Raw genomic sequence first — 23,412 nt, forward strand, 5'->3', positions numbered from 1 at the left:
CTGGCTACCAATCCTGGGTGGTCAGCAACTGCGACCGGGTTTGTAGAATTCTGAAAAGAAAAAAGGGTAGCCGAGGCTACCCTTTTTTATCAATCGCACAACAAGTGGCTGACGGATCAACCGCCAAACTTCTTGCGGATCTGCTGGACGGTGCGCAGCTGAGCTGCAGCCTCGGCCAGACGTGCGGACGCAGCTCCGTAGTCGAAATCTGCGCTCTTCTCATGCAGAGCAGCTTCGGCAGCCTTGAGAGCTGCTTGAGCCTGAGCTTCATCCAGGTCGGCGGCACGTTGCACGGTATCGGCAAGCACCTTGACCATGTTCGGCTGAACCTCGAGGAAACCACCGGAGATGTAGAACACCTCGGCTTCCCCGCCTTGCTTGATCAGGCGGATCGGACCTGGCTTCAGATTAGTGATCAGCGGCGCGTGGCCCAGAGCGATACCAAGATCACCCAGAGCACCGTGCGCAATCACCATCTCGACCAGGCCGGAAAAGATTTCTCCTTCCGCGCTGACGATGTCGCAATGGACTGTCATAGCCATCTGATTGCCTCAACCTAAATTAGCGCCCGTTGCCGGGCGCCTGGATTACAGTTTCTTGGCTTTCTCGATCGCTTCTTCGATGCCGCCGACCATGTAGAACGCTTGTTCTGGCAGGTGGTCGTAGTCACCGTTGAGGATGCCTTTGAAGCCAGCAATGGTGTCTTTCAGGGAAACGTATTTACCCGAAGCACCGGTGAAGACTTCAGCCACGAAGAACGGCTGCGACAAGAAGCGCTGGATCTTACGAGCACGGTTTACCAACTGCTTGTCGGCTTCCGACAGCTCGTCCATACCCAGGATCGCGATGATGTCCTTCAGCTCTTTGTAACGCTGCAGCACGTACTGAACACCACGAGCGGTCTCGTAGTGATCGTTGCCGATCACGTTCGGGTCCAGCTGACGCGAAGTCGAGTCCAGTGGGTCTACCGCCGGGTAGATACCCAGGGAAGCGATGTCACGGGACAGAACGACGGTGGCGTCCAGGTGAGCAAACGTGGTCGCTGGCGACGGGTCAGTCAAGTCGTCCGCTGGTACGTATACGGCCTGGATCGAAGTAATCGAACCTTGTTTGGTCGAAGTGATGCGCTCTTGCAGCACGCCCATCTCTTCAGCCAGGGTCGGCTGGTAACCTACTGCCGAAGGCATACGGCCCAGCAGTGCGGATACTTCGGTACCGGCCAGGGTATAACGATAGATGTTGTCGACGAACAGCAGAACGTCGTTACCTTCGTCACGGAACTTCTCGGCCATGGTCAGACCGGTCAGCGCTACGCGCAGACGGTTTCCCGGTGGCTCGTTCATTTGACCGTAGACCAGGGCTACCTTGTCGAGAACGTTGGAGTCCTTCATCTCGTGGTAGAAGTCGTTACCCTCACGAGTACGCTCACCCACACCGGCGAACACGGAATAACCGCTGTGCTCGATGGCGATGTTACGGATCAGTTCCATCATGTTTACGGTCTTGCCTACACCGGCACCACCGAACAGACCGACTTTACCGCCCTTGGCGAACGGGCAAACCAGGTCGATAACCTTGATGCCTGTTTCCAGCAGCTCGTTGCCACCGGCCTGTTCAGCGAAGGAAGGAGCGGCGCGGTGGATACCCCAGCGCTCTTCTTCGCCGATCGGGCCAGCTTCGTCGATCGGGTTGCCCAGTACGTCCATGATCCGGCCCAGAGTCGCTTTACCGACCGGTACGGAGATGGCTGCGCCAGTGTTGTTGACGTCCAGACCGCGCTTCAAGCCTTCGGTGGAGCCCATCGCAATGGTACGAACCACGCCGTCGCCCAGCTGCTGCTGAACTTCCAGAGTGGTTTCGGCGCCTTGAACCTTCAAGGCGTCGTAGATGCTCGGTACGCTGTCGCGTGGGAATTCCACGTCGATAACGGCGCCGATGATTTGAACGATACGTCCGCTACTCATAGCTGGATCCTCTGAATATTTGAACCGTTAAACCGCGGCAGCGCCGCCGACGATTTCCGAGATCTCTTGGGTGATCGCAGCCTGACGCGCCTTGTTGTAGATCAGCTGCAAATCGCTGATCAAATCACCGGCGTTGTCGGTAGCGTTCTTCATCGCGATCATCCGCGCAGCCTGTTCAGCCGCGTTGTTCTCGACCACCGCCTGGTACACCTGCGACTCCACGTAACGCACCATCAAGCCGTCAAGCAGCTCTTTGGCGTCTGGTTCGTAGAGGTAGTCCCAGTGGTGCTTGAGTTCTTGATCCGGGGTCGCCACCAATGGAATCAACTGCTCCACGGTAGGCTGTTGCGTCATGGTGTTGATGAACTTGTTGGATACCACGGACAGGCGGTCAATACGGCCGTCCAGGTAGGCATCCAGCATCACCTTGACGCTGCCGATCAGATCATTGATCGACGGCTCTTCACCCAGGTGGCTGATAGCTGCAACGACGTTACCGCCGAAGTTGCGGAAAAAGGCCGCACCCTTGCTACCAACGACACACAGATCGATCTCGACGCCGTTTTCGCGGTTTACCGCCATGTCCTTGACCAGGGCCTTGAACAGGTTGGTGTTCAAGCCGCCGCACAGACCACGGTCACTGCTCACCACGACATAACCGACGCGCTTTACTTCGCGATCGATCATGAACGGGTGGCGGTATTCCGGGTTGGCGTTGGCCAGATGCCCAATTACCTGGCGGATACGCTCCGCATAAGGACGGCTAGCAGCCATGCGCATTTGTGCCTTGCGCATTTTGCTGACCGCCACTTTTTCCATGGCGCTGGTAATTTTTTGCGTGCTTTTGATGCTCGCAATCTTACTGCGAATCTCTTTTGCGCCTGCCATGTAACACCTATCAGGTTAGCAAGCGGGAGCCTTGCGGCTCCCGCTGCGGCTTACCAGGTTTGGGTGGCCTTGAACTTCTCGATACCAGCCTTCAGGCCAGCGTCGATTTCGTCATTGAAGTCACCTTTAACGTTGATCTTGGCCATCAAATCGGCGTGATCGCGGTTGAAGAAAGCGATCAGCGCTTGTTCGAAGCTGCCGATCTTGGCGATTTCAATGTCAGTCAGGAACCCACGCTCAGCGGCATACAGCGACAGCGCCATGTCAGCGATCGACATCGGTGCGTATTGCTTCTGCTTCATCAGCTCGGTAACGCGCTGACCATGCTCAAGTTGCTTACGGGTCGCTTCGTCCAGGTCAGAAGCGAACTGGGCGAATGCCGCCAGTTCACGGTACTGAGCCAGAGCGGTACGGATACCACCGGACAGCTTCTTGATGATCTTGGTCTGAGCGGCACCACCCACACGGGATACCGAAACACCGGCGTTCACTGCAGGGCGGATGCCCGAGTTGAACATGGCCGATTCCAGGAAGATCTGACCGTCGGTGATGGAAATCACGTTGGTCGGAACGAACGCGGAAACGTCGCCAGCCTGGGTTTCGATGATCGGCAGTGCGGTCAGGGAACCGGTTTTGCCGGTCACTGCGCCGTTGGTGAACTTCTCTACGTACTCTTCCGAAACGCGGGATGCACGCTCCAGCAGACGGGAGTGGAGATAGAACACGTCGCCTGGGTAAGCTTCACGGCCTGGTGGACGGCGCAGCAGCAGGGAAATCTGGCGGTAAGCCACTGCTTGCTTGGACAGATCGTCATAAACGATCAGCGCGTCTTCTCCGCGGTCGCGGAAGAACTCACCCATGGTGCAACCGGAGTACGGAGCCAGGAATTGCAGTGCTGCAGATTCCGAAGCGCTCGCTGCAACAATGATGGTGTTAGCCAGTGCACCGTTTTCTTCCAGCTTGCGAACCACGTTGGCGATGGTCGATTGCTTCTGACCGATTGCCACGTAGACGCAGAAAATGCCGCTGTCTTTCTGGTTGATGATCGCGTCGATCGCCAGAGCGGTTTTACCGATCTGACGGTCACCGATGATCAGCTCACGCTGGCCACGGCCGACAGGGATCATGGCATCGACAGCCTTGTAGCCAGTCTGTACAGGCTGGTCTACCGACTTACGCCAGATCACGCCCGGAGCAACTTTCTCGACCGCGTCGGTCTCGGTGTTGCCCAGTGGACCTTTGCCGTCAACAGGGTTACCCAGTGCGTCGACAACGCGACCCAGCAGTTCCTTACCAACCGGAACTTCGAGGATGCGGCCGGTGCACTTGGCGCTCATGCCTTCAGCCAGACTGGTGTATGCGCCCAGTACAACGGCACCTACGGAGTCTTGCTCCAGGTTGAGGGCCATACCGTAGACGCCGCCCGGAAACTCGATCATCTCGCCGTACATGACGTCGGCCAGACCGTGAATCCGCACGATGCCGTCAGATACGCTGACGACAGTGCCTTCGTTACGGGCTTGGGAGGTCACATCGAGCTTTTCGATGCGGCCCTTGATAATTTCACTTATTTCGGAAGGATTGAGTTGCTGCATTGCTCTGCTGCCCCTTCAAACTCAAGATTTCAATGCTTCGGCAAGTTTCGCGATTTTGCCGCGAATCGAGCCATCGATAACCAGGTCGCCGGCGCGGATAACGACACCACCTATAAGGGCAGCATCCTCCGCAACTTGCAGGCGCACTTCCCGGTTGAGTCGTGCACTGAGAACCTTGGCGAGTTTGTCTTGCTGTTCTTGGTTCAATGCAAAAGCACTGGTCACTTCAACGTCTACCGATTTCTCTTGCTCGGCCTTGTACAGGTCGAAAAGAGCGGCGATCTCCGGCAGAAGCGGGAGACGGTCGTTTTCGGCAACGACATTGATGAAGTTCTGTGCCTTGGCATCAAACTTGTCGCCGCACACGTCAATGAACGTGGCGGCCTTTTCTGCGCTCGTCAGTCGCGGGGCCTTGAGCACGCGCTGCATGGTGTCGTCTTGCGACACCGCTGCTGCCAGGCCGAGCATGGCTGACCAATTGGCCAGTTGCTGGTGGGCCTGAGCGTGCTCGAAGGCCGCCTTAGCGTAAGGTCGGGCCAACGTGGTCAGTTCTGCCATGATCGCCCTCGCTTAGATTTCAGCAGCCAGTTGATTAACCAGCTCTGCGTGCGCGTTTTGATCGATTGTGGCACCCAGGATCTTCTCGGCGCCGCCGACAGCCAGCAAGCCCACCTGGGCGCGCAGCTTGTCTTTGACACTGTTCAGTTCCTGTTCGATCTCGGCTTGAGCCTGAACCTTCACACGGTCAGCGTCGACGCGGGCCTTTTCAACGGCCTCTTCGACAATCTGGTTACCGCGTTTCTTGGCTTGCTCGATGATTTCAGCTGCCTGAGCTTTCGCTTCGCGCAGTTGCTGACCCGCTTTCTCTTGGGCCAACTCCAGGTCGCGAGCTGCACGGCTGGCAGCGTCCAGACCATCAGCGATCTTCTTTTGACGTTCGTGCAGAGCCGCGATGACCGGAGGCCATACGAACTTCATGCAGAACAGTACAAAAATCAGGAACGCAACGGACTGGCCAATCAGGGTCGCATTAATGTTCACGCCAACACCTCGCAGTTACGTTGTCCATCACACCAAATCACTCGGAGATCCGAATGATTAGCCAGCGATCTGACCAACGAACGGGTTCGCAAAGGTGAAGAACAGAGCGATACCAACACCGATCATGGTTACGGCGTCGAGCAGACCGGCAACGATGAACATTTTAACTTGCAGCATTGGAACCATTTCTGGCTGACGCGCTGCGCCTTCCAGGAACTTGCCGCCCAGCAGGCCGAAACCAATTGCGGTACCCAGTGCGCCCAGGCCGATCAACAGTGCAACAGCGATAGCGGTTAGACCAACTACAGTTTCCATCTTTCCTCCCGACTTTTACGTCGTATGGTTTAGGTTTTTTAGATTAAAGCGGTAAAACAAATCGTTTCATGGTGCCCCGTGAGGAGCCCCTTCCCGTTTGACCGGGAAGGACATCAGACTAGTCGAGACTGGTCTTAATGGTTTTCTTCGTGCGCCATCGACAGGTAGACGATGGTCAGCATCATGAAGATGAACGCCTGCAGGGTAATGATCAGGATGTGGAACACAGCCCACGCCCACTGCAGGACAACGCCCAGGCCGCTGAGCCAGAGCAGGCCGCTGCCGAACATCACAGCGATCAGGATGAACACCAGCTCGCCGGCATACATGTTGCCGAACAGACGCAGAGCCAGAGAGATCGGTTTGGCGATCAGGGTCACGAATTCCAGCAGGAAGTTCACCGGGATCAGCAGGGCCTGAACGAAGATGTTCTTGCTGCCGAACGGGTGCAGGGTCAGTTCGCCGATGAAACCGCCGATGCCCTTGACCTTGATGCTATAGAAAATGATCAGTGCGAAAACCGAGAACGCCATGCCCAGGGTCGCGTTCGGGTCGGTCGTCGACACGGCGCGGAACGGGATGTGGTGGTCGCCGGAGATCAGGATGGCCAGCTGAGGAATCCAGTCGACCGGTACCAGGTCGACGGCGTTCATCAGGAACACCCAGACGAAGATGGTCAGTGCCAGCGGTGCAATCACCGGGCTACGGCCATGGAAGCTGTCTTTCACGCTGCCATCGACGAATTCGACCAGGACTTCAACGAAGTTCTGCAGTGCACCCGGCTGACCGGAAGTCGCCTTCTTGGCCGCCATGCGGAAAAGAATGACGAAGATCAGACCCAGCGCGACCGACCAGCCGAGGGTATCGACGTGGAAAGCCCAGAAGCCCATTTCCTTGGCTTCTGCTGCGGTGTGGGCAAAGCCCCAGCCGCCGTTGGGTAGCTGACCGAAGGTCAGGTTCTGCAAGTGGTGCTGGATATAGCCCGAAGCGGTTGTTTCTGCCATGGTTGCCTCAAACGCCCTAAGGTCTCGAAAGTCTTGTTCTCATCAGCAGGGGAGCGAACCAGCTGACCGACTGAGTCAGCACGAAGGCGCCGAATACAGCGATCGGCGCCAGTGGCTTCACACCTGCAAACACCAGTGCAAACAGCACTGCCGTCAAAATCAGTTTGCCTGCCTCGCCGGCATAGAAAGACCGGACGATGGACTGGGCTGCTCGGGCGCCGGAAAACCGAAATGCCTTGTGAGCGAAATAAACATTGGGCAGCAAGGCTATCAGGCCTCCGCAAAGTCCCGAGTATCCGGCAACGACTCCGTGCCATTGCCAGAGCGCCAAAGCGGCAATGAGCAAAATGACAAATTGAGCCATTAACACCGGAAAAACCGCCAGGCGATGGAACGGCAGGCGGTTTGGCTTGCGGGTTTCCATCACTATTGCTCTCCAATGGCCGGCTGCCGAAATTCAATAACTTGGCATAATTTGTGCCGACAAAATGCGCGCAGAGTATAGGGGCGGTTCTGCCCCTATTCAACTGTCAGGTAGTGATTTCCGACTGCGCGCTACAAGAGGAATTGTTTCAGCGGATGTGTGCGAGCACACCTTGAAGCTCATCGAGGGAGTTGTAACCGATCACCAGCTGCCCCTTGCCCTTCTTCCCGTGGCGGATCTGCACCGCAGAGCCCAGGCGCTCGGCCAGACGCTGTTCGAGGCGGGCGATATCCGGGTCGGGTTTGGACGGTTCGACCGGCTCCGGTTTGCCACTCAACCATTGGCGAACCAGTGCCTCAGTTTGGCGCACGGTGAGACCCCGTGCGACAACATGTCGCGCCCCTTCCACCTGCTGATTGTCCGGCAGACCAAGCAATGCACGGGCATGACCCATCTCCAGGTCGCCATGGGACAGCATGGTCTTGATCACTTCCGGCAGCGCAATCAGGCGCAACAGATTGGCCACGGTGACGCGGGACTTACCCACAGCCTCGGCAACCTGTTGCTGAGTGAGCTGGAATTCCTGCTGCAAGCGCTGCAGGGCTACCGCCTCTTCAATCGGGTTCAGGTCTTCGCGCTGGATGTTCTCGATCAGCGCAATGGCGATTGCCGTTTCATCCGGCACATCACGCACCATCGCGGGGATGGTTTCCTGCCCGGCTTGTTGACTCGCGCGCCAGCGACGTTCGCCGGCAATGATTTCAAAACGACCACCACCAATCGGGCGAACCACGATCGGTTGCATCACGCCCTGAGCCTTGATCGACTGCGCCAGCTCTTCCAGCGCCTGCGGATCCATGTCCCGGCGTGGCTGATACTTGCCGCGCTGCAGCAGGTCCAGCGGCAGGTGCTGCAACTCGCGGCTGTCAGCCTGCGCCGCTTGTTCTTCCAGCGAGCTGACAGTCGGACCGCTCAACAGCGCATCCAGTCCTCGTCCGAGACCTCGTTTCTTGACGGCCATGGGGATTCCTTAAGTTGGCTGGGCGGCGGCGGTGCGTGAATTTTTGCGCTGACGGCGAACCATCTCGCCCGCCAAGGCCAGATAGGCCAGCGCGCCACGCGATTGCTTGTCGTAGGCCAGCGCCGGCATGCCGTAGCTCGGAGCTTCGGCCAGACGAATGTTGCGCGGGATCACCGTGTCGTACAGTTGATCGCCGAAGTGTTCCTTGAGCTGGGCTGAAACGTCGTTCATCAGGCTCAGACGCGGGTCGTACATGGTCCGCAACAGGCCTTCGACTTTCAGGTTCGGGTTCAGCAGTTCAGCGATGCGCTTGATGTTATCCACAAGGTCGCTCAGACCTTCGAGCGCAAAATACTCGCACTGCATGGGGATAATGACCCCGTCAGCGGCGACCAGTGCGTTCAGTGTGAGCATCGACAGTGACGGCGGGCAGTCGATCAGAATGTAATCGTAGTTCTCGCGGATCGGCGCCAGCGCGCTGCGCAGACGGCTTTCCTTCATCTGCATTTCCAGCAGCACCACTTCGGCCGCCGTCAGGTCGCGGTTGGCCGGCAGCAGTTGATAACCGCCATGTTCGGAGTAGTGCATCGCCTGGGCCAGATCGCATTCGCCGATCAGCAGGTCGTAGACCGAGTTTTCCAGGCCATGCTTATCCACACCGCTACCCATGGTGGCGTTGCCCTGTGGATCGAGATCGATCAACAGCACCCGGCGCTTGGTCGCGACCAGGGATGCTGCGAGGTTGATGCAGGTGGTGGTCTTGCCCACACCACCCTTCTGGTTCGCTATCGCGAATACCTTAGCCATTCTTGCTTGTGTTCCCAATCATGCCGTGCGGCGCAGTATCAGCAGATGGCGTTGGCCTTGGCAACCGGGTACGGCCAGGGCGTGTTCGCTATCGAGTTTGAAGTCTGCCGGCAATGCTACCAGCTCATCCGCCGGATGGACGCCCTTCATTGCCAGCCAGCGCGTATCGGCGTCGCCGAGGTGGCGAGTCCAGTTGGTGAAGTTCTCCATGCTGCTGAACGCCCGGGAAATGATCCCGTTGAACGGCTGTGCAGGCTGGAAGGCTTCGACGCGACTGTGGATAACTTGCAGATTATCCAGTTTGAGTTCGAGTTTGACCTGGGTCAGGAAGCGGGTTTTCTTGCCGTTGCTGTCCAGACAGGTCACCTGCGAGTCCGGATACAGGATCGCCAGAGGGATCCCCGGCATTCCGCCGCCGCTGCCGACATCCAGCCAGCGCCCATTTTCGATGAACGACATCACGCTCAGGCTATCGAGCAAATGACGGGAAACCATTTCGTCCGGATCGCGAACGGCAGTCAGGTTGTAGGCCTGGTTCCATTTGATCAACAGGGCCAGATAACCCAGCAGCAGTTCGTGCTGGGTTTCAGTGAGATTGACACCGAGCTCGCGGGCTCCTGTGGATAACTCTTCGGCGTGTTGCGAAGTGACCTTAGAACTCAAGCGCTTTGCTCCAACTGACGGCCCGCGCCGCGTTTTTTCAAATGAATCATCAACAGCGAGATCGCTGCCGGGGTCACACCGGGGATCCGCGAAGCCTGGCCCAGCGTCTCGGGACGCGTGGCACCCAGCTTGCTCTGGATCTCCTTGGAGAGACCGGAAATGTTGGTGTAATCGATATCCACAGGCAGTTTCGTGTCTTCACTGGCACGCAGACGGGCGATTTCGTCCTGTTGGCGATCGATGTAACCGGCGTACTTGGTCTTGATCTCGACCTGTTCGGCGACCTGTGGATCTTCGGCGCCCTGCCCGGTCACTTCGACCAGACCAGCGTAGTCGATTTCCGGACGGCTCAAGAGATTGAGTAAGTTGTATTCGTGAGTCAGCGGCGTGCCGAATTTGTCGGCAATCGCATCGCCCTGCGGGGTGCCCGGGCGAACCCAGGTGCTTTTCAGGCGTTGCTCTTCGATTTCGATGCTTTCGCGTTTCTTGCAGAACGCTGCCCAGCGCGCGTCATCGACCAGGCCCAGTTCGCGACCTTTTTCGGTCAGACGCAGGTCGGCGTTGTCCTCACGCAGGATCAGACGGTACTCGGCACGGGAAGTGAACATGCGGTACGGCTCTTGGGTACCGAGGGTGATCAAGTCGTCGACCAATACCCCAATGTAGGCTTCGTCGCGACGCGGGCACCAGGCTTCTTTGCCTTTCGCACGCAGTGCGGCGTTCGCGCCAGCCAGCAAACCCTGGGCGCCGGCTTCTTCGTAACCGGTGGTGCCGTTGATCTGGCCAGCGAAGAACAGGCCGCCGATGACTTTGGTTTCCAGGCTGTACTTCAGGTCGCGCGGATCGAAATAGTCGTACTCGATCGCATAACCCGGACGCACGATGTGAGCGTTTTCCATGCCGCGGATTGATTGCACGATCTGCAATTGCACGTCGAACGGCAAGCTTGTGGATATCCCGTTCGGATAAAGCTCATGGGTGGTCAGGCCTTCCGGCTCGATGAACACCTGATGGCTTTCCTTGTCGGCAAATCGGTGAATCTTGTCTTCGATCGACGGGCAATAACGCGGACCAATGCCCTCGATTTCGCCTGCAGCGGAATACATCGGCGAGCGATCGAGGTTCGCGGCAATGATTTCGTGGGTGCGGGCGTTGGTGTGGGTAATCCAGCAACTGACTTGCCGTGGATGCTGTTCCTTGTTGCCCATGAACGACATCACCGGGATCGGCGTATCACCTGGCTGCTCGGTCATCACCGAGAAATCCACAGACTTGCCGTCGATACGCGGTGGCGTACCGGTTTTCAGGCGACCGACACGCAGCGGCAGTTCACGCAGACGATGCGCCAGGGCGATCGACGGTGGATCACCGGCGCGACCGCCGGAAAAATTCTGCAAGCCGATGTGGATAAGTCCGCCGAGGAACGTACCAGTGGTCAACACCACGGAATCGGCGAAGAAACGCAGACCCATTTGGGTGACAACACCGCGTACCTGTTCCTGCTCGACGATCAGGTCGTCAGCGGCTTGTTGAAATATCCACAGGTTCGGCTGGTTTTCCAGTATTTCGCGGACAGCGGCTTTGTACAAAATCCGGTCGGCTTGCGCACGGGTTGCCCGTACGGCCGGGCCTTTGCGGCTGTTCAACACGCGAAACTGGATACCGCCCAGATCGGTGGCCATGGCCATCGCGCCGCCGAGGGCGTCGATTTCCTTGACCAGATGGCTTTTGCCAATGCCGCCGATGGCCGGGTTGCAACTCATGGCACCGAGGGTTTCCACGTTGTGCGTCAGCAGAAGGGTTTTTGCACCCATGCGTGCTGAGGCCAGTGCTGCCTCGGTACCGGCATGACCGCCGCCGATGACGATCACTTCAAAACGGGAAGGGAAATCCACCACGCACCTCGTGCCTGCTTAAGTAGGTAATTCAGGAATAGTTTGAGATCAGGTTTCTGGACCTGGTCGGCAAGTATAGGGACTTCGCCCTTCCTAAAGAACCCTTTGCACAAAATTTAACCAGCTGTGGAGAACTTGCGGTTAAAAGAATAAAAAAGAGAGAAATTTATAAAACCTTTGTTTTAAAGCTTATTCTTACTGCCCATGATATCTGTGGATAGATTTCTACAGGCCTTTATTTTCAATGTGTACAGAGATTCAAAACCCTGTGGCCATGTCGCCATGAGGCCCTTGGATAACCGGTGTAAGCCTGTGGATGAATGGGGTGGTTATCCACAGAGGCAGTTATGTTCAGCTTTCAGGTCCTGTTATCAACTGCCCTCAGTGGCAGTTATTCACAGGGCTTAATCCACAGAAAATCGACGAAACGGCTTTTCCAGGGCGCCATAAAAGCGCCTGTCCGGGGGCAGGTGACGGTGGAGAAGCTGATGGAGGGAAGTGACAGGGCTATTGTGAGAGAACGTAACAGAGGCTAATAATAGCCATTATCATTAACTCACCAGTTGCTCCCATGTCCCTACCCGCCCATAACGCTGCGATCGAGCAAATCTACGAGCAACACCATTCGTGGCTATATGGTTGGCTGAAGGGAAAATTGCATGACGCCTGCGATGCGGCCGATGTCGCGCATGACACATTTGTGCGGATCCTGGCCGCCCGCAATGCGGCTCAGATTCGCGAACCTCGGGATTATCTGGCCACCGTTGCACGCGGCCTGGTCATTGATCGGTATAGAAGACGCGCGATCGAGGCCGCGTATTTGCAGACCCTCGCCGCCAGATCTGAAGCCACGGCCATCAGCGAAGAAGACAAGGCGCTGATCATCGAAACCCTGGTTGCTGTGGATAAAGCCTTGGCCGGTCTTGGCGCACGAACCCAGCGGATCTTCATGCTTTCGCAGATCGATGGGCTGACTTATCAACAGATCGCCGTGCAGTTGAAGGTGTCGCTGACAACAGTGAAGAAGCACATGATCCGCGCTTTGACGGAATGTGCCCTGATCATGGCGCAGCGTTGATGGCCATCGCACCCAGCCGCAAGATTTTCGAAACCGCCGCCAGTTGGTACGTGCAGTTTCAAGCCGACCCGCCGACCCTCACCGAACAGAAAGCCTGGCAACTGTGGATAGATAGTGATCCAGCGCATCTGGCGGCGTGGAACCAGATGGAACAACTACAGCGTCACCTCGGCACCCTGCCGCAAGATTTGAAACGTCGTGCGCTGAATACCGGCCAGCAACGGCGCCAGGTACTGAAGTTGTTGTTGCTCGCCGCAGGAACTGGTTTCGTTGGCTGGAATGTTCAGCAGCGTACCTCCCTTGGCGATGTCTGGGCCGACTATAAAACCGGCGTCGGTCAGCGCCGCAACATTACATTGGCCGATGGCAGCCAGATTCAGCTCAATACCGGTACAGCGATTGATGTGTCTTTTGACGCAGCCCAGCGACTGATCCGTTTACGCTCTGGAGAGATCCTGATTCAAACCGGCAAGCTCGGTGATCAACGGCCTTTTCTCGTCGAAACCCGCAATGGCCGGATTCAAGCGCTGGGTACCCGATTCTCTGTACATCAGTTGTCGGTTTCTACCCGTGTGGGTGTGCTGGAAGACCGGGTCAGCGTCCAGCCCGCCGACCTGTCGACAACCGCAATCATCCTGAAGGCGGGCGAAGGCGCCGACTTCGATGGTCGGCACATCGGGTTGATTCATCCTTTCAAATCCTCGGAAGTAGCGTGGACCAACGGTCAGTTGATTGTGCTCAATGCCCGGTTGGGCGAGGTGATCGACGAGTTGGGGCGCTATCGCAGCGGTGTTTTGCATTGCGATACCCGCGCACGGGATCTTCGGGTTTCCGGCACCTTTCGTCTCGACTCCACCGACGCAGTGCTGGCCAATCTTCAGGCGTCCCTGCCGATAAAGGTCCGCTACTTCACCCGTTACTGGGTTTCGATCAGTCACGACGCCTGAGCGAAAAAATACCCGGGGAAAAATAATTGAACACAAGGGTTATCTTTTTTTGCCCTGACCCGGCCCTACAGGTAATCGCGATAAACGCGGCTCTTTGCCACTTTCAGGGCTTATCCACACATGCGTCTTCCCACGTTCCGTCAGCGTTTTTCCCACCACTGCATTGCCTACAGCTTACTGATCACCAGTGCTGCGTCCTGCCTGGTCATCACCGATGACGCCTTCGCTGCGACAGCAGCTCAGCGGTACGCCATTGCTGCGGGACCGCTCGATACCGCCCTGAGCCAGTTCGCCTCGGCCGCGAATGTGATTCTGTCGTTCTCGCCGCAACAGACCAGCCGTTTGCGCAGCGCCGGGCTGAACGGCAACTTCAGCGTGGAACAAGGGTTTGCCCAACTGCTGCAGGGGTCGGGATTGCAAGCCGTGCCACAGGCGCCGGGAAGCTACATTCTGCAGGCACTGCCAAACGGCGATTCGCTGGAGCTGGCACCGACCAATATTAATGGTCAGCTGGCCAACCCGATGAACCTGGATTACGCCGACGACGTCGGTTACAAGGCGCAGAACAGTCGGGTCGGTACGAAAACCAGTACGCCGTTGTCGCAAACACCACGTTCCGTGTCAGTCGTAACCGCCCAACGCATGAAGGATCAGAAATCTCAGACACTCACCGAAGTACTCGGCTACGTACCGGGGATCTTTGCGCCACCGTTTGCCGCCGGCGACAGTCTGGCGGGGGATCTGTTCTACATTCGCGGTTTCAACGCCACCGATTACGGCTACGGTCTGTTGCGTGATGGACTACGCGTACAGGGCAACCGGTATGACACCAGCACCGAGCCTTATGGCCTTGAGCGAGTGGAGATTTTCCGCGGCCCTTCTTCGCTGCTTTATGGGGAAAACGCACCGGGCGGGCTGGTTAATCTGGTGAGCAAACGTCCTACCGCTGTACCCCGGGGTGAAGTGCAACTGGGCTACGGCTCGAACAATCGCCGGCAGGTCGGCGTCGATGTCGCCGGTCCGCTCAACGACAGCGGCAACATTCTCGGGCGGGTGGTGATGCTCGGACGTAAATCGGACACCCAGACCGATCATGTCCCCGATGACCGGATCTATGTTGCACCATCCCTGACCCTGAATTTTGACGACTTCAATACCCTGACCCTGCTGGCCAACTACCAGAAGGATCACACCAACATGGAACTTGGCCTGCCAGCCGCCGGGACTTTGCTGACAAACCCCAACGGCAAGTTATCCAAAGGCACCATGCTTGGTGACCCGGACTGGAACACGTTCGAAAGGGAAACGTGGAGCACTGGCTATGAATTCAGCCACTCGTTCAACGATGACTGGCAGTTCCGTCAGAACTCTCGCTACATGCAGTCGCGCATCACCCGACATGAGACCTGGCCGGGCAACCTTAACAACGCCGGGTTCGGCACGCGTCTGAACATGACCGCCTACGATCGCTTCAATAAGTCGATGGTGTACTCGCTGGATAACCAACTGGAGGGCAAATTCCAGGTCGGTGGCCTGGAGAATACGGTGCTGGTCGGCGCCAGCTATGATCGTACCTCCTTCAATCAGGACTGGAATGCAGGGCTGGTCGGGTCGATTGATGTGTATAACCCCGTCTACCTGCGCGATCCGACCACGCCGATCGCGGTGCAAAACACCTTGCTCGAACAACAGATGAAAGGTGTTTATGCACAGATCCAGAGCAAATACGACCGCTGGCTGTTCCTGCTCGGTGGTCGTCAGGATTGGGTCGACAGTGATTTCCGCGACAAGGTGGCCCGCTCCAGCGACATTAGTTCCGAGGACAAGAAGTTCACCTATCAGGGCGGAGTGATGTACCAGTTCGACAACGGTATGACGCCGTATGTCAGCTATTCCACTTCGTTTGTGCCGGTGCAACAGATCTCCAACGCCGGCGCGCCTCTCGATCCGATCACCAGCAGCCAGTACGAAGTGGGTCTCAAGTACGAACCGATCGGTTGGGACACCGCATTCACGGCGTCGGTGTATGACCTGCGCAAAAAGGACGACACCTACTTCGATGCCACGACGTCGAGTTACCGTCAGGTGGGCGAAAGCCGTTCCAAAGGTGTAGAACTTGAACTCAACAGCAATCTGACACAGAACCTGAATGTCACTGCGGCCTACACCTATACCGACGCCCGAATCACCAAAGACGCGACGACGTCATTGGTCAAAGGCCACCAGATGACGGGCGTGCCGCGTAATCAGGCCTCGGTCTGGGCCAAATACCGCTTCCTTGATGGCGAACTGAAAGGATTGTACGTAGGGGGTGGTGTGCGTTACTTCGACAGTGCGTTCGCCTACACCTCGCCTTCGCTATACGGAAAGCTGGACGCCGGCGATGTGACGTTGGTGGATGCGGCGATCGGTTATCAGATCGACACGCACTGGAGCGTCGACCTGAACGCGAAGAACCTGTTCGACAAGGAATATGTGTCTGGATGCAACGATGCCGGCCGCTGCTACTGGGGCGAGGACCGCACCTTGCTCGGTACGGTTTCTTATAACTGGTAAGACAAAAAAGGGGCTGTGGATAAAATGTCCACAGCCCATTTTGTCATTTGCCGATACAGAAGCTGGAAAAGATCCTTCCCAGCAGATCATCGGAACTGAAGGCCCCGGTTATTTCACCCAGAGAATGCTGGGCCTGACGCAAATCCTCAGCGAGCAATTCGCCAGCGCCCGCCAGCGTCAGCTGGGCGCGACCGTGTTCCAACGCCGCACTGGCGTGACGCAAGGCCTCCAGATGCCGGCGCCGCGCACTGAAGCTGCTTTCCGAGGTTTGCTCGTAACCCATACAGGCCTTGAGGTGATCACGCAGCAGATCCAGCCCCTCTCCCGCAGATTTGGCGCTCAGGCTGATCGTCACATGGCCATCGTCACTGACTTCCAGGGCAATGGCTTCGCCAGTCAGATCGGCTTTGTTCCGGATCAATGTGACCTTCGCCGGATCCGGCCGGGTTTCGAGGAATTCCGGCCACAGGGCGAACGGATCGGCGGCCTCTGGCGCAGTGGCGTCGACTACCAGTAGCACTCGGTCAGCCTCGCCAATGGCTTTCAATGCTCGTTCAACGCCGATCTTTTCCACATGGTCATCGGTATCGCGCAGACCGGCGGTGTCCACAACGTGCAGCGGCATGCCGTCAATGTGGATATGTTCGCGCAGGATATCCCGGGTGGTGCCGGCGATTTCGGTCACGATGGCGGCTTCACGACCGGCCAGAGCGTTGAGCAGGCTGGATTTGCCGGCATTCGGACGACCGGCGATCACCACGGTCATGCCGTCCCGCAGCAACGCGCCCTGCCCGGCTTCGCGCAATACGGTGGATAACTCGTCGCGCACCTTGTCGAGCATGCTCAGGACATGGCCATCGGCAAGGAAGTCGATTTCTTCTTCCGGAAAGTCGATGGCCGCTTCGACATAGATCCGCAGACCGATCAGTTGTTCGGTGAGGTTATGCACACGTTGGGAAAATGCCCCCTGCAGAGAGCGCAGGGCATTGCGAGCAGCCTGTGCAGAACTGGCTTCGATCAGGTCGGCGATCGCCTCGGCCTGAGCCAGGTCGAGTTTGTCATTGAGGAATGCTCTTTCGCTGAATTCTCCGGGACGGGCCAGACGGCAGCCCAGTTCCAGGCAACGCTTGAGCAGCATGTCCAGAACGATCGGGCCGCCGTGGCCCTGCAGTTCCAGTACGTCCTCGCCGGTGAACGAGTTCGGCCCGGGGAAATACAGCGCCAGACCTTCATCCAGCACCTGTTGATCGTCAGTTAAGAACGGGCCGTAGTGGGCAAATCGTGGTTTCAGTTCACGGCCGCTGATGGCTTTGGCAGCAACGCTGGCCAGCGGCCCGGAAATTCGAACGATGCCCACACCACCACGGCCCTGGGCGGTGGCGACAGCTGCGATGGTTTCACGAGGTGCGCTCATAAACCGGTATCCAGACAAAAATGGCAGATAGCAAAACGCCCCACTAGGGGGCGTTTTGAGTGGTGTTATCCACAGAGTAAGTTACGCCTCGGCTTTTTTCGTCGCCGCTTCGATCTTACGCGTGATGTACCACTGTTGGGCAATCGACAGGCAGTTGTTCACAACCCAGTACAGCACCAGACCTGCCGGGAACCACAGGAAGAAGAAGGTGAAGATGATCGGCATCATTTTCATCACCTTGGCCTGCATCGGATCCGGAGGTGTAGGGTTCAGACGCTGCTGGATGAACATGGTCGCGCCCATGATGATCGGCAGGATGAAGAACGGATCCTTGATCGACAGGTCGGTAATCCACAGCATGAATGGCGCCTGGCGCATTTCCACGCTTTCCAGCAGAACCCAGTACAGGGAAAGGAAAACCGGCATCTGCACCAGGATCGGCAAGCAGCCACCCAGCGGATTGATCTTCTCTTTCTTGTACAGCTCCATCATGGCTTGCGACATTTTCTGCCGGTCATCGCCATGTTGCTCTTTCAGTGCAGCCAGTTTCGGAGCCACGGCGCGCATGCGGGCCATCGACTTGTAGCTGGCGGCCGACAGAGGGAAGAAGATCCCTTTGATCAGCATGGTCAGGAAGATGATCGACCAGCCCCAGTTGCCGACGATGCTGTGGATATGTTGCAGCAGCCAGAAGATTGGCTGGGCAATGAACCACAGAATGCCGTAGTCGACAGTCAGTTCCAGACCTGGGGACAACTCTTTCAGCACCGCCTGGCTTTTCGGACCGGCGTAAAGAACAGCGCTGGTCTCGACTTTCGCACCCGGTGCAGCGGTCAGCGAAGGACCGGTGTAACCGATGATGTAGTTGCCTTTGCTGTCTTTACGGGTCTGGACGATGTTGTTTTCGCCCTTCGGAGCAACCCATGCAGTCACGAAGTAGTGTTGCAGCCAGGCTACCCAACCACCGGTGACGGTTTCCTTGAGCTGAGCTTTGTCCATGTCCTTCATGGACACTTTCTTGTACGGCTCGGAACTTGTCCACAGGGCGGCGCCCAGGTACGTCGCGGTACCGGTTGCAGTTGTGGACGAAGGATCGGCGCTGGCATCGCGTTTCAGCTGGGCGAACATCGAACCGGACCAGGGCTGAGCGCTCTGGTTGTCGATCAGATAAGTCACGGTCACGTCATACAGGCCACGTTTCAGAGTGAAACGCTTGATGTAATTGACGCCGTCCTTGCTGAACTTCAGGTCGACGACCAGTTGGTCCTGACCGTCAGCCAGTTGATAAGTCTTCTTCTCCGAGGAGTAGATCGGACGACCGGCCGGGTTTGCATCCGGACCGTTGGTGCCAATCAGACCGCTCTGTGCCAGATAAGTACGTTCACCACCGTTGTCGAACAGCTGGAACGGAACGTCCGGACGATCCTGACGACGTGGATACAGCGGCAAGGTCAGTTGGGCAACATCACCACCTTGTGGATCGATCGACAGATCGAGCACGTCGGTCTTGATCTGGATCAGATCCTTGCTGGCGGCGACCGGCGTTTCGGCAGGTGCGCTGGTATCGCTTGCGGCGCGCGGAATATCGTCACTGGCAGCAGCATTATTGCCAGTGGCGGTGTCCGGCAAACCGGATGTAGTCGTACTGGAAGCAACATTCTGAGTCGGCAGGGCAGCCTGGCCATAGTCCTGGTTCCATTTAAGGACCATGACGTAGGACACGATTGCCAGGGCGACGATCAGGATCGTGCGTTTGATATCCATGATTACTCGGCCATCGAAGAAGAACGGGAGGTAGGGATAGGTGGAACCGGGTCATAACCACCGGGATTCCACGGATGACAGCGACCTAAACGACGAAAGGTCAGCCAGCCACCGCGCAGAAGGCCATGATTTTCGATGGCTTCATACGCGTAGCAAGAACAACTGGGGTAGAAACGACAGTGACTGGCCATCAGGGGACTAATGGCGTAGCGATAAAACTGGATCGGAACGAGTGCCAGTTTACGCATCTGGACTGTCTACCCCTACAGTTTCGGTTTTGACTCCTGGTACCGGCTTGTTGCGTGCCAGACGTTTCCAGAGTTTGCCGAAATGCTGAATCAATTCGGGGTTTTCTACGTCACCCAAACCTTTGCGCGCGACGATAACGATGTCCCAGCCGACCAGTGAATCCTGGTGCAGGCGAAACGATTCGCGCATAAGACGTTTGAGGCGATTGCGCTCGACGGAGAGCTTGACGCTCTTTTTCCCGATAACCAGCCCGAGACGGGGGTGATCGAGATCGTTGTTGCGCGCAAGGAGCAGGAGATTTTTCCCCGGAACCTTGCCGGTAGGGGAGTCAAAGACTGCCTTGAAATGCCGGGGTGTAAGCAGACGCTTTTCCCGACTGAAGTCCTGACTCACCTCCAGTGCCGGATTATCAAACTGCCAGACGTGCGCGGCCTTTGGCGCGACGACGCGACAGTACGGCACGACCGTTCTTGGTAGCCATGCGAGCACGGAAACCGTGGGTACGAGCGCGTTTGATAGTGCTTGGTTGGAAAGTACGTTTCATGTCGTGTTACCTGGTTCGTCCACAACGGGCCGGAATGGCCCCCGTTTTAAGAGACCGGGGATTCTAGAGAAAGCAAGCCAATAGGTCAATTTCCAACCAACGTTTCCTTATAAATAGATCTTCAGAGCGTCCAGGACCTGATTACCCGTTTGCCAGAGATAAAAATAAAGAAGGGAATTATTTAAAGCTTTTCTGTAAAGCTTGTAAAAGCTAGGAACCCCGCTGTCTGTGGATAACTGGCTCAAGGCCTTGTTTCAAGTGATGTACAGAGAATGACAACTACAGTGGAAAACCGTGTTCAGCCTGTGCTGCGCTGTCGGATAACCTGTGTGTGGAATGGGTTGTTATCCACAGAATGGTTATCCACCGAGTTTCGCCCCCAGTTGTCCAGTGTGCTCAGATAGGGTTATCCACAGAGCTTATGCACACACCGTCGGTCGCCTTTTTCTCGTTTAACGTATTGATAAATCATGTCCACCGGGCAACCTGCATGTGGATAAGTGGACGACTGGCCGCTACAATGGCCGCTTGTTTTTGCCTCACCGGCTTTCAACTTAGGGGATATCCGTGTCAGTGGAACTTTGGCAGCAGTGCGTGGAGCTTTTGCGCGAAGAGCTGCCTGCCCAACAATTCAACACCTGGATCCGTCCACTACAGGTCGAAGCCGAAGGCGACGAGTTGCGCGTCTACGCACCGAACCGTTTTGTTCTGGACTGGGTCAACGAAAAGTACCTGGGGCGCGTCCTTGAACTGCTGGATGAGCATGGCAACGGTCTGGCACCGTCGCTCTCCTTATTAATAGGCAGCAAACGCAGTTCGGCGCCGCGTGCCGCACCGAATGCGCCATTGGCTGCTGCGCAAGTGTCCCAGGCTCAGGCCAATGCCGCGCCGGCCAGCGTTCCAGCGCCAGCTCCCACGCCTGCACCGACCAAGCGCTCGACGCAGAAAACCGAAGAAATCAGTGAAGAGCCGTCCCGTGACAGCTTCGATCCGATGGCTGGTGCCGCTTCGCAACAGGCCCCGGTTCGTGCCGAACAGCGCACTGTGCAGGTCGAAGGCGCGCTCAAACACACCAGCTATCTGAATCGCACCTTCACCTTTGAAAACTTCGTCGAAGGTAAATCCAACCAGCTCGCCCGTGCGGCGGCCTGGCAGGTGGCAGACAACCCGAAGCACGGCTACAACCCGCTCTTCCTTTATGGGGGCGTGGGTCTGGGTAAGACGCACTTGATGCACGCGGTGGGTAACCATCTATTAAAGAAGAACCCGAATGCCAAGGTCGTGTACCTGCATTCCGAGCGTTTCGTGGCCGACATGGTCAAGGCGCTGCAACTGAACGCGATCAACGAGTTCAAGCGTTTCTACCGTTCGGTGGACGCCCTGCTGATCGACGACATTCAGTTCTTCGCCCGCAAGGAACGTTCCCAGGAAGAGTTTTTCCACACCTTCAACGCCCTGCTTGAAGGTGGCCAGCAGGTCATCCTCACCAGTGACCGCTACCCGAAAGAAATCGAAGGCCTTGAAGAGCGCCTTAAATCCCGCTTCGGCTGGGGCCTGACGGTTGCCGTCGAGCCGCCGGAGCTGGAAACCCGCGTAGCGATCTTGATGAAGAAGGCCGACCAGGCCAAGGTCGAGTTGCCACACGATGCGGCGTTCTTCATTGCCCAGCGCATTCGCTCCAACGTCCGTGAGCTGGAAGGCGCGCTGAAACGCGTGATCGCCCACTCGCACTTCATGGGCCGCGACATCACCATCGAGTTGATTCGCGAATCCCTGAAAGACCTGTTGGCGTTGCAGGACAAACTGGTCTCTGTGGATAACATTCAGCGCACCGTCGCCGAGTACTACAAGATCAAGATCTCCGACTTGCTGTCCAAACGCCGCTCGCGTTCGGTCGCTCGTCCGCGTCAGGTGGCCATGGCATTGTCCAAGGAACTGACCAACCACAGCCTGCCGGAAATCGGCGATGTGTTTGGCGGTCGCGACCACACGACCGTGTTGCACGCCTGCCGCAAGATCAATGAACTTAAGGAATCCGACGCGGACATCCGCGAGGACTACAAGAACCTGCTGCGTACACTGACCACTTGATGAACACCAGCGCAGCTTATTAAGGCAAGGGACTAGACCATGCATTTCACCATTCAACGCGAAGCCCTGTTGAAACCCCTGCAACTGGTCGCAGGCGTCGTCGAGCGCCGACAGACCTTGCCGGTACTGTCCAACGTGCTGCTGGTTGTCGATGGCCAGCAACTGTCGCTGACCGGTACCGACCTGGAAGTCGAGCTGGTCGGTCGCGTGCAACTCGAGGAGCCGGCTGAAACAGGTTCCATCACCGTGCCGGCGCGCAAGCTGATGGACATCTGCAAGAGCCTGCCGAACGATGCGCTGATCGACATCAAGGTCGACGAGCAGAAGCTGGTGGTGAAAGCCGGCCGTAGCCGTTTCACCCTGTCGACCCTGCCGGCCAACGATTTCCCGACTGTGGAAGAAGGCCCGGGTTCGCTGACCACCAGCCTGGAACAGAGCAAGCTGCGTCGCCTGATCGAACGCACCAGTTTCGCCATGGCTCAACAGGACGTGCGTTACTACCTCAACGGTATGTTGCTGGAAGTGTCGACCGGTGTGATCCGTGCCGTGGCCACCGACGGTCACCGTCTGGCCATGTGCTCGATGCAGGCCGACATCGGCCAGCAGGATCGCCATCAGGTGATTGTGCCGCGTAAAGGTATTCTCGAACTGGCACGTCTGCTCACCGAGCCGGATGGCAATGTCAGCATCGTGCTGGGCCAGCACCACATCCGCGCGACCACCGGCGAATTCACCTTCACCTCCAAGCTGGTCGACGGCAAGTTCCCGGACTACGAGCGTGTTCTGCCGAAAGGCGGCGACAAATTGGTACTGGGCGATCGTCAGGCGCTGCGTGAAGCGTTCAGCCGTACCGCGATTCTGTCCAACGAGAAGTACCGCGGTATCCGTCTGCAACTGGCTAGCGGTCAGTTGAAGATCCAGGCCAACAACCCGGAGCAGGAAGAAGCGGAAGAAGAAGTAGGCGTGGAATACAACGGCGGCTCCCTGGAAATCGGCTTCAACGTCAGCTATCTGCTCGACGTGCTGGGCGTGATGACCACCGAGCAGGTTCGTCTGATCCTGTCCGACTCCAACAGCAGTGCGCTGGTGCAGGAGTCCGACAACGACGATTCGGCTTACGTTGTCATGCCGATGCGTCTGTAATCAGCTGAC

At 57.3% G+C, this 23,412-nt stretch carries 23 protein-coding genes; 5 read left to right on the forward strand and 18 right to left on the reverse strand.

What is annotated here, in order from left to right:
- Positions 1–116: 116 nt before the first annotated feature.
- From L6D74_RS03000 to mnmG, 13 genes are all read right to left on the reverse strand, one after another.
- On the reverse strand, positions 117–542 hold the full coding sequence (locus L6D74_RS03000; protein WP_007954164.1) for a F0F1 ATP synthase subunit epsilon: 426 nt from the start codon (positions 540–542) through the stop codon (positions 117–119).
- A 45-nt stretch (positions 543–587) separates the two neighbouring features.
- Positions 588–1,964, reverse strand: a complete 1,377-nt coding sequence (gene atpD, locus L6D74_RS03005) for a F0F1 ATP synthase subunit beta (RefSeq protein ID WP_007954162.1) — start codon at positions 1,962–1,964, stop codon at positions 588–590.
- Between the two features lie 27 nt (positions 1,965–1,991).
- A complete protein-coding gene (gene atpG / locus L6D74_RS03010; RefSeq protein WP_007954161.1) occupies positions 1,992–2,852 on the reverse strand; it encodes a F0F1 ATP synthase subunit gamma in 861 nt (286 codons plus the stop codon).
- Positions 2,853–2,902: 50 nt separating this feature from the next.
- Positions 2,903–4,447, reverse strand: a complete 1,545-nt coding sequence (gene atpA / locus L6D74_RS03015) for a F0F1 ATP synthase subunit alpha (RefSeq protein ID WP_041073579.1) — start codon at positions 4,445–4,447, stop codon at positions 2,903–2,905.
- Between the two features lie 21 nt (positions 4,448–4,468).
- Positions 4,469–5,005, reverse strand: coding sequence for a F0F1 ATP synthase subunit delta (locus tag L6D74_RS03020; protein WP_007911956.1), 537 nt, complete (start codon positions 5,003–5,005; stop codon positions 4,469–4,471).
- Between the two features lie 12 nt (positions 5,006–5,017).
- The gene (locus L6D74_RS03025; protein ID WP_007954149.1) at positions 5,018–5,488 is read right to left on the reverse strand and encodes a F0F1 ATP synthase subunit B; all 471 of its coding nucleotides are present in this window, start codon (positions 5,486–5,488) and stop codon (positions 5,018–5,020) included.
- A gap of 57 nt (positions 5,489–5,545) precedes the next feature.
- Positions 5,546–5,803: a F0F1 ATP synthase subunit C gene (gene atpE, locus L6D74_RS03030; protein ID WP_003097235.1), complete on the reverse strand. Its 258-nt coding sequence runs from the start codon at positions 5,801–5,803 to the stop codon at positions 5,546–5,548.
- A 134-nt stretch (positions 5,804–5,937) separates the two neighbouring features.
- Entirely contained in the window at positions 5,938–6,807 is an 870-nt protein-coding gene (gene atpB, locus L6D74_RS03035) for a F0F1 ATP synthase subunit A (protein WP_039764981.1), read from the reverse strand.
- A 16-nt stretch (positions 6,808–6,823) separates the two neighbouring features.
- Entirely contained in the window at positions 6,824–7,231 is a 408-nt protein-coding gene (locus tag L6D74_RS03040; RefSeq protein ID WP_003229783.1) for a F0F1 ATP synthase subunit I, read from the reverse strand.
- 148 nt (positions 7,232–7,379) lie between these two features.
- Positions 7,380–8,252, reverse strand: coding sequence for a ParB/RepB/Spo0J family partition protein (locus L6D74_RS03045; protein WP_064600630.1), 873 nt, complete (start codon positions 8,250–8,252; stop codon positions 7,380–7,382).
- Between the two features lie 9 nt (positions 8,253–8,261).
- The gene (locus L6D74_RS03050; protein ID WP_039764974.1) at positions 8,262–9,059 is read right to left on the reverse strand and encodes a ParA family protein; all 798 of its coding nucleotides are present in this window, start codon (positions 9,057–9,059) and stop codon (positions 8,262–8,264) included.
- Between the two features lie 18 nt (positions 9,060–9,077).
- Positions 9,078–9,722, reverse strand: a complete 645-nt coding sequence (rsmG, locus tag L6D74_RS03055; protein WP_007911906.1) for a 16S rRNA (guanine(527)-N(7))-methyltransferase RsmG — start codon at positions 9,720–9,722, stop codon at positions 9,078–9,080.
- Complete coding sequence (gene mnmG, locus L6D74_RS03060; protein ID WP_103385810.1) at positions 9,719–11,617, reverse strand: tRNA uridine-5-carboxymethylaminomethyl(34) synthesis enzyme MnmG; 1,899 nt, start codon at positions 11,615–11,617, stop codon at positions 9,719–9,721. Before mnmG ends, rsmG begins: the two co-directional genes overlap by 4 nt.
- Before the next feature lie 571 nt (positions 11,618–12,188).
- Here mnmG and L6D74_RS03065 point away from each other — a divergent pair.
- The 3 genes from L6D74_RS03065 (at position 12,189) to L6D74_RS03075 (ending at position 16,198) form a co-directional block, all read left to right on the forward strand.
- Positions 12,189–12,695, forward strand: coding sequence for a sigma-70 family RNA polymerase sigma factor (locus L6D74_RS03065; RefSeq protein WP_064600636.1), 507 nt, complete (start codon positions 12,189–12,191; stop codon positions 12,693–12,695).
- Positions 12,695–13,642, forward strand: a complete 948-nt coding sequence (locus tag L6D74_RS03070; RefSeq protein ID WP_236187643.1) for a FecR domain-containing protein — start codon at positions 12,695–12,697, stop codon at positions 13,640–13,642. Before L6D74_RS03065 ends, L6D74_RS03070 begins: the two co-directional genes overlap by 1 nt.
- 120 nt (positions 13,643–13,762) lie before the next feature.
- A complete protein-coding gene (locus L6D74_RS03075; RefSeq protein ID WP_236187644.1) occupies positions 13,763–16,198 on the forward strand; it encodes a TonB-dependent siderophore receptor in 2,436 nt (811 codons plus the stop codon).
- A gap of 43 nt (positions 16,199–16,241) precedes the next feature.
- On the opposite strand, the gene mnmE is transcribed toward L6D74_RS03075, so the two are convergent.
- From mnmE to rpmH, 5 genes are all read right to left on the reverse strand, one after another.
- The gene (gene mnmE, locus L6D74_RS03080) at positions 16,242–17,612 is read right to left on the reverse strand and encodes a tRNA uridine-5-carboxymethylaminomethyl(34) synthesis GTPase MnmE (RefSeq protein WP_064600643.1); all 1,371 of its coding nucleotides are present in this window, start codon (positions 17,610–17,612) and stop codon (positions 16,242–16,244) included.
- An 81-nt stretch (positions 17,613–17,693) separates the two neighbouring features.
- Complete coding sequence (gene yidC, locus L6D74_RS03085) at positions 17,694–19,376, reverse strand: membrane protein insertase YidC (protein WP_197868967.1); 1,683 nt, start codon at positions 19,374–19,376, stop codon at positions 17,694–17,696.
- 2 nt (positions 19,377–19,378) lie between these two features.
- The gene (gene yidD / locus L6D74_RS03090; RefSeq protein WP_010465488.1) at positions 19,379–19,624 is read right to left on the reverse strand and encodes a membrane protein insertion efficiency factor YidD; all 246 of its coding nucleotides are present in this window, start codon (positions 19,622–19,624) and stop codon (positions 19,379–19,381) included.
- Positions 19,617–20,018: a ribonuclease P protein component gene (gene rnpA / locus L6D74_RS03095; RefSeq protein ID WP_236187697.1), complete on the reverse strand. Its 402-nt coding sequence runs from the start codon at positions 20,016–20,018 to the stop codon at positions 19,617–19,619. The genes yidD and rnpA overlap by 8 nt, the downstream gene beginning before the upstream one ends.
- A gap of 16 nt (positions 20,019–20,034) precedes the next feature.
- Positions 20,035–20,169: a 50S ribosomal protein L34 gene (gene rpmH / locus L6D74_RS03100; protein WP_003213577.1), complete on the reverse strand. Its 135-nt coding sequence runs from the start codon at positions 20,167–20,169 to the stop codon at positions 20,035–20,037.
- A 567-nt stretch (positions 20,170–20,736) separates the two neighbouring features.
- Here rpmH and dnaA point away from each other — a divergent pair.
- Positions 20,737–22,260, forward strand: a complete 1,524-nt coding sequence (gene dnaA / locus L6D74_RS03105; RefSeq protein WP_085647154.1) for a chromosomal replication initiator protein DnaA — start codon at positions 20,737–20,739, stop codon at positions 22,258–22,260.
- A gap of 39 nt (positions 22,261–22,299) precedes the next feature.
- Positions 22,300–23,403: a DNA polymerase III subunit beta gene (gene dnaN, locus L6D74_RS03110; RefSeq protein WP_011331733.1), complete on the forward strand. Its 1,104-nt coding sequence runs from the start codon at positions 22,300–22,302 to the stop codon at positions 23,401–23,403.
- Positions 23,404–23,412 lie beyond the last annotated feature (9 nt).

The organism is Pseudomonas pharyngis (genome assembly GCF_021602345.1).
GTDB classification, from domain to species: Bacteria; Pseudomonadota; Gammaproteobacteria; order Pseudomonadales; family Pseudomonadaceae; genus Aquipseudomonas; species Aquipseudomonas pharyngis.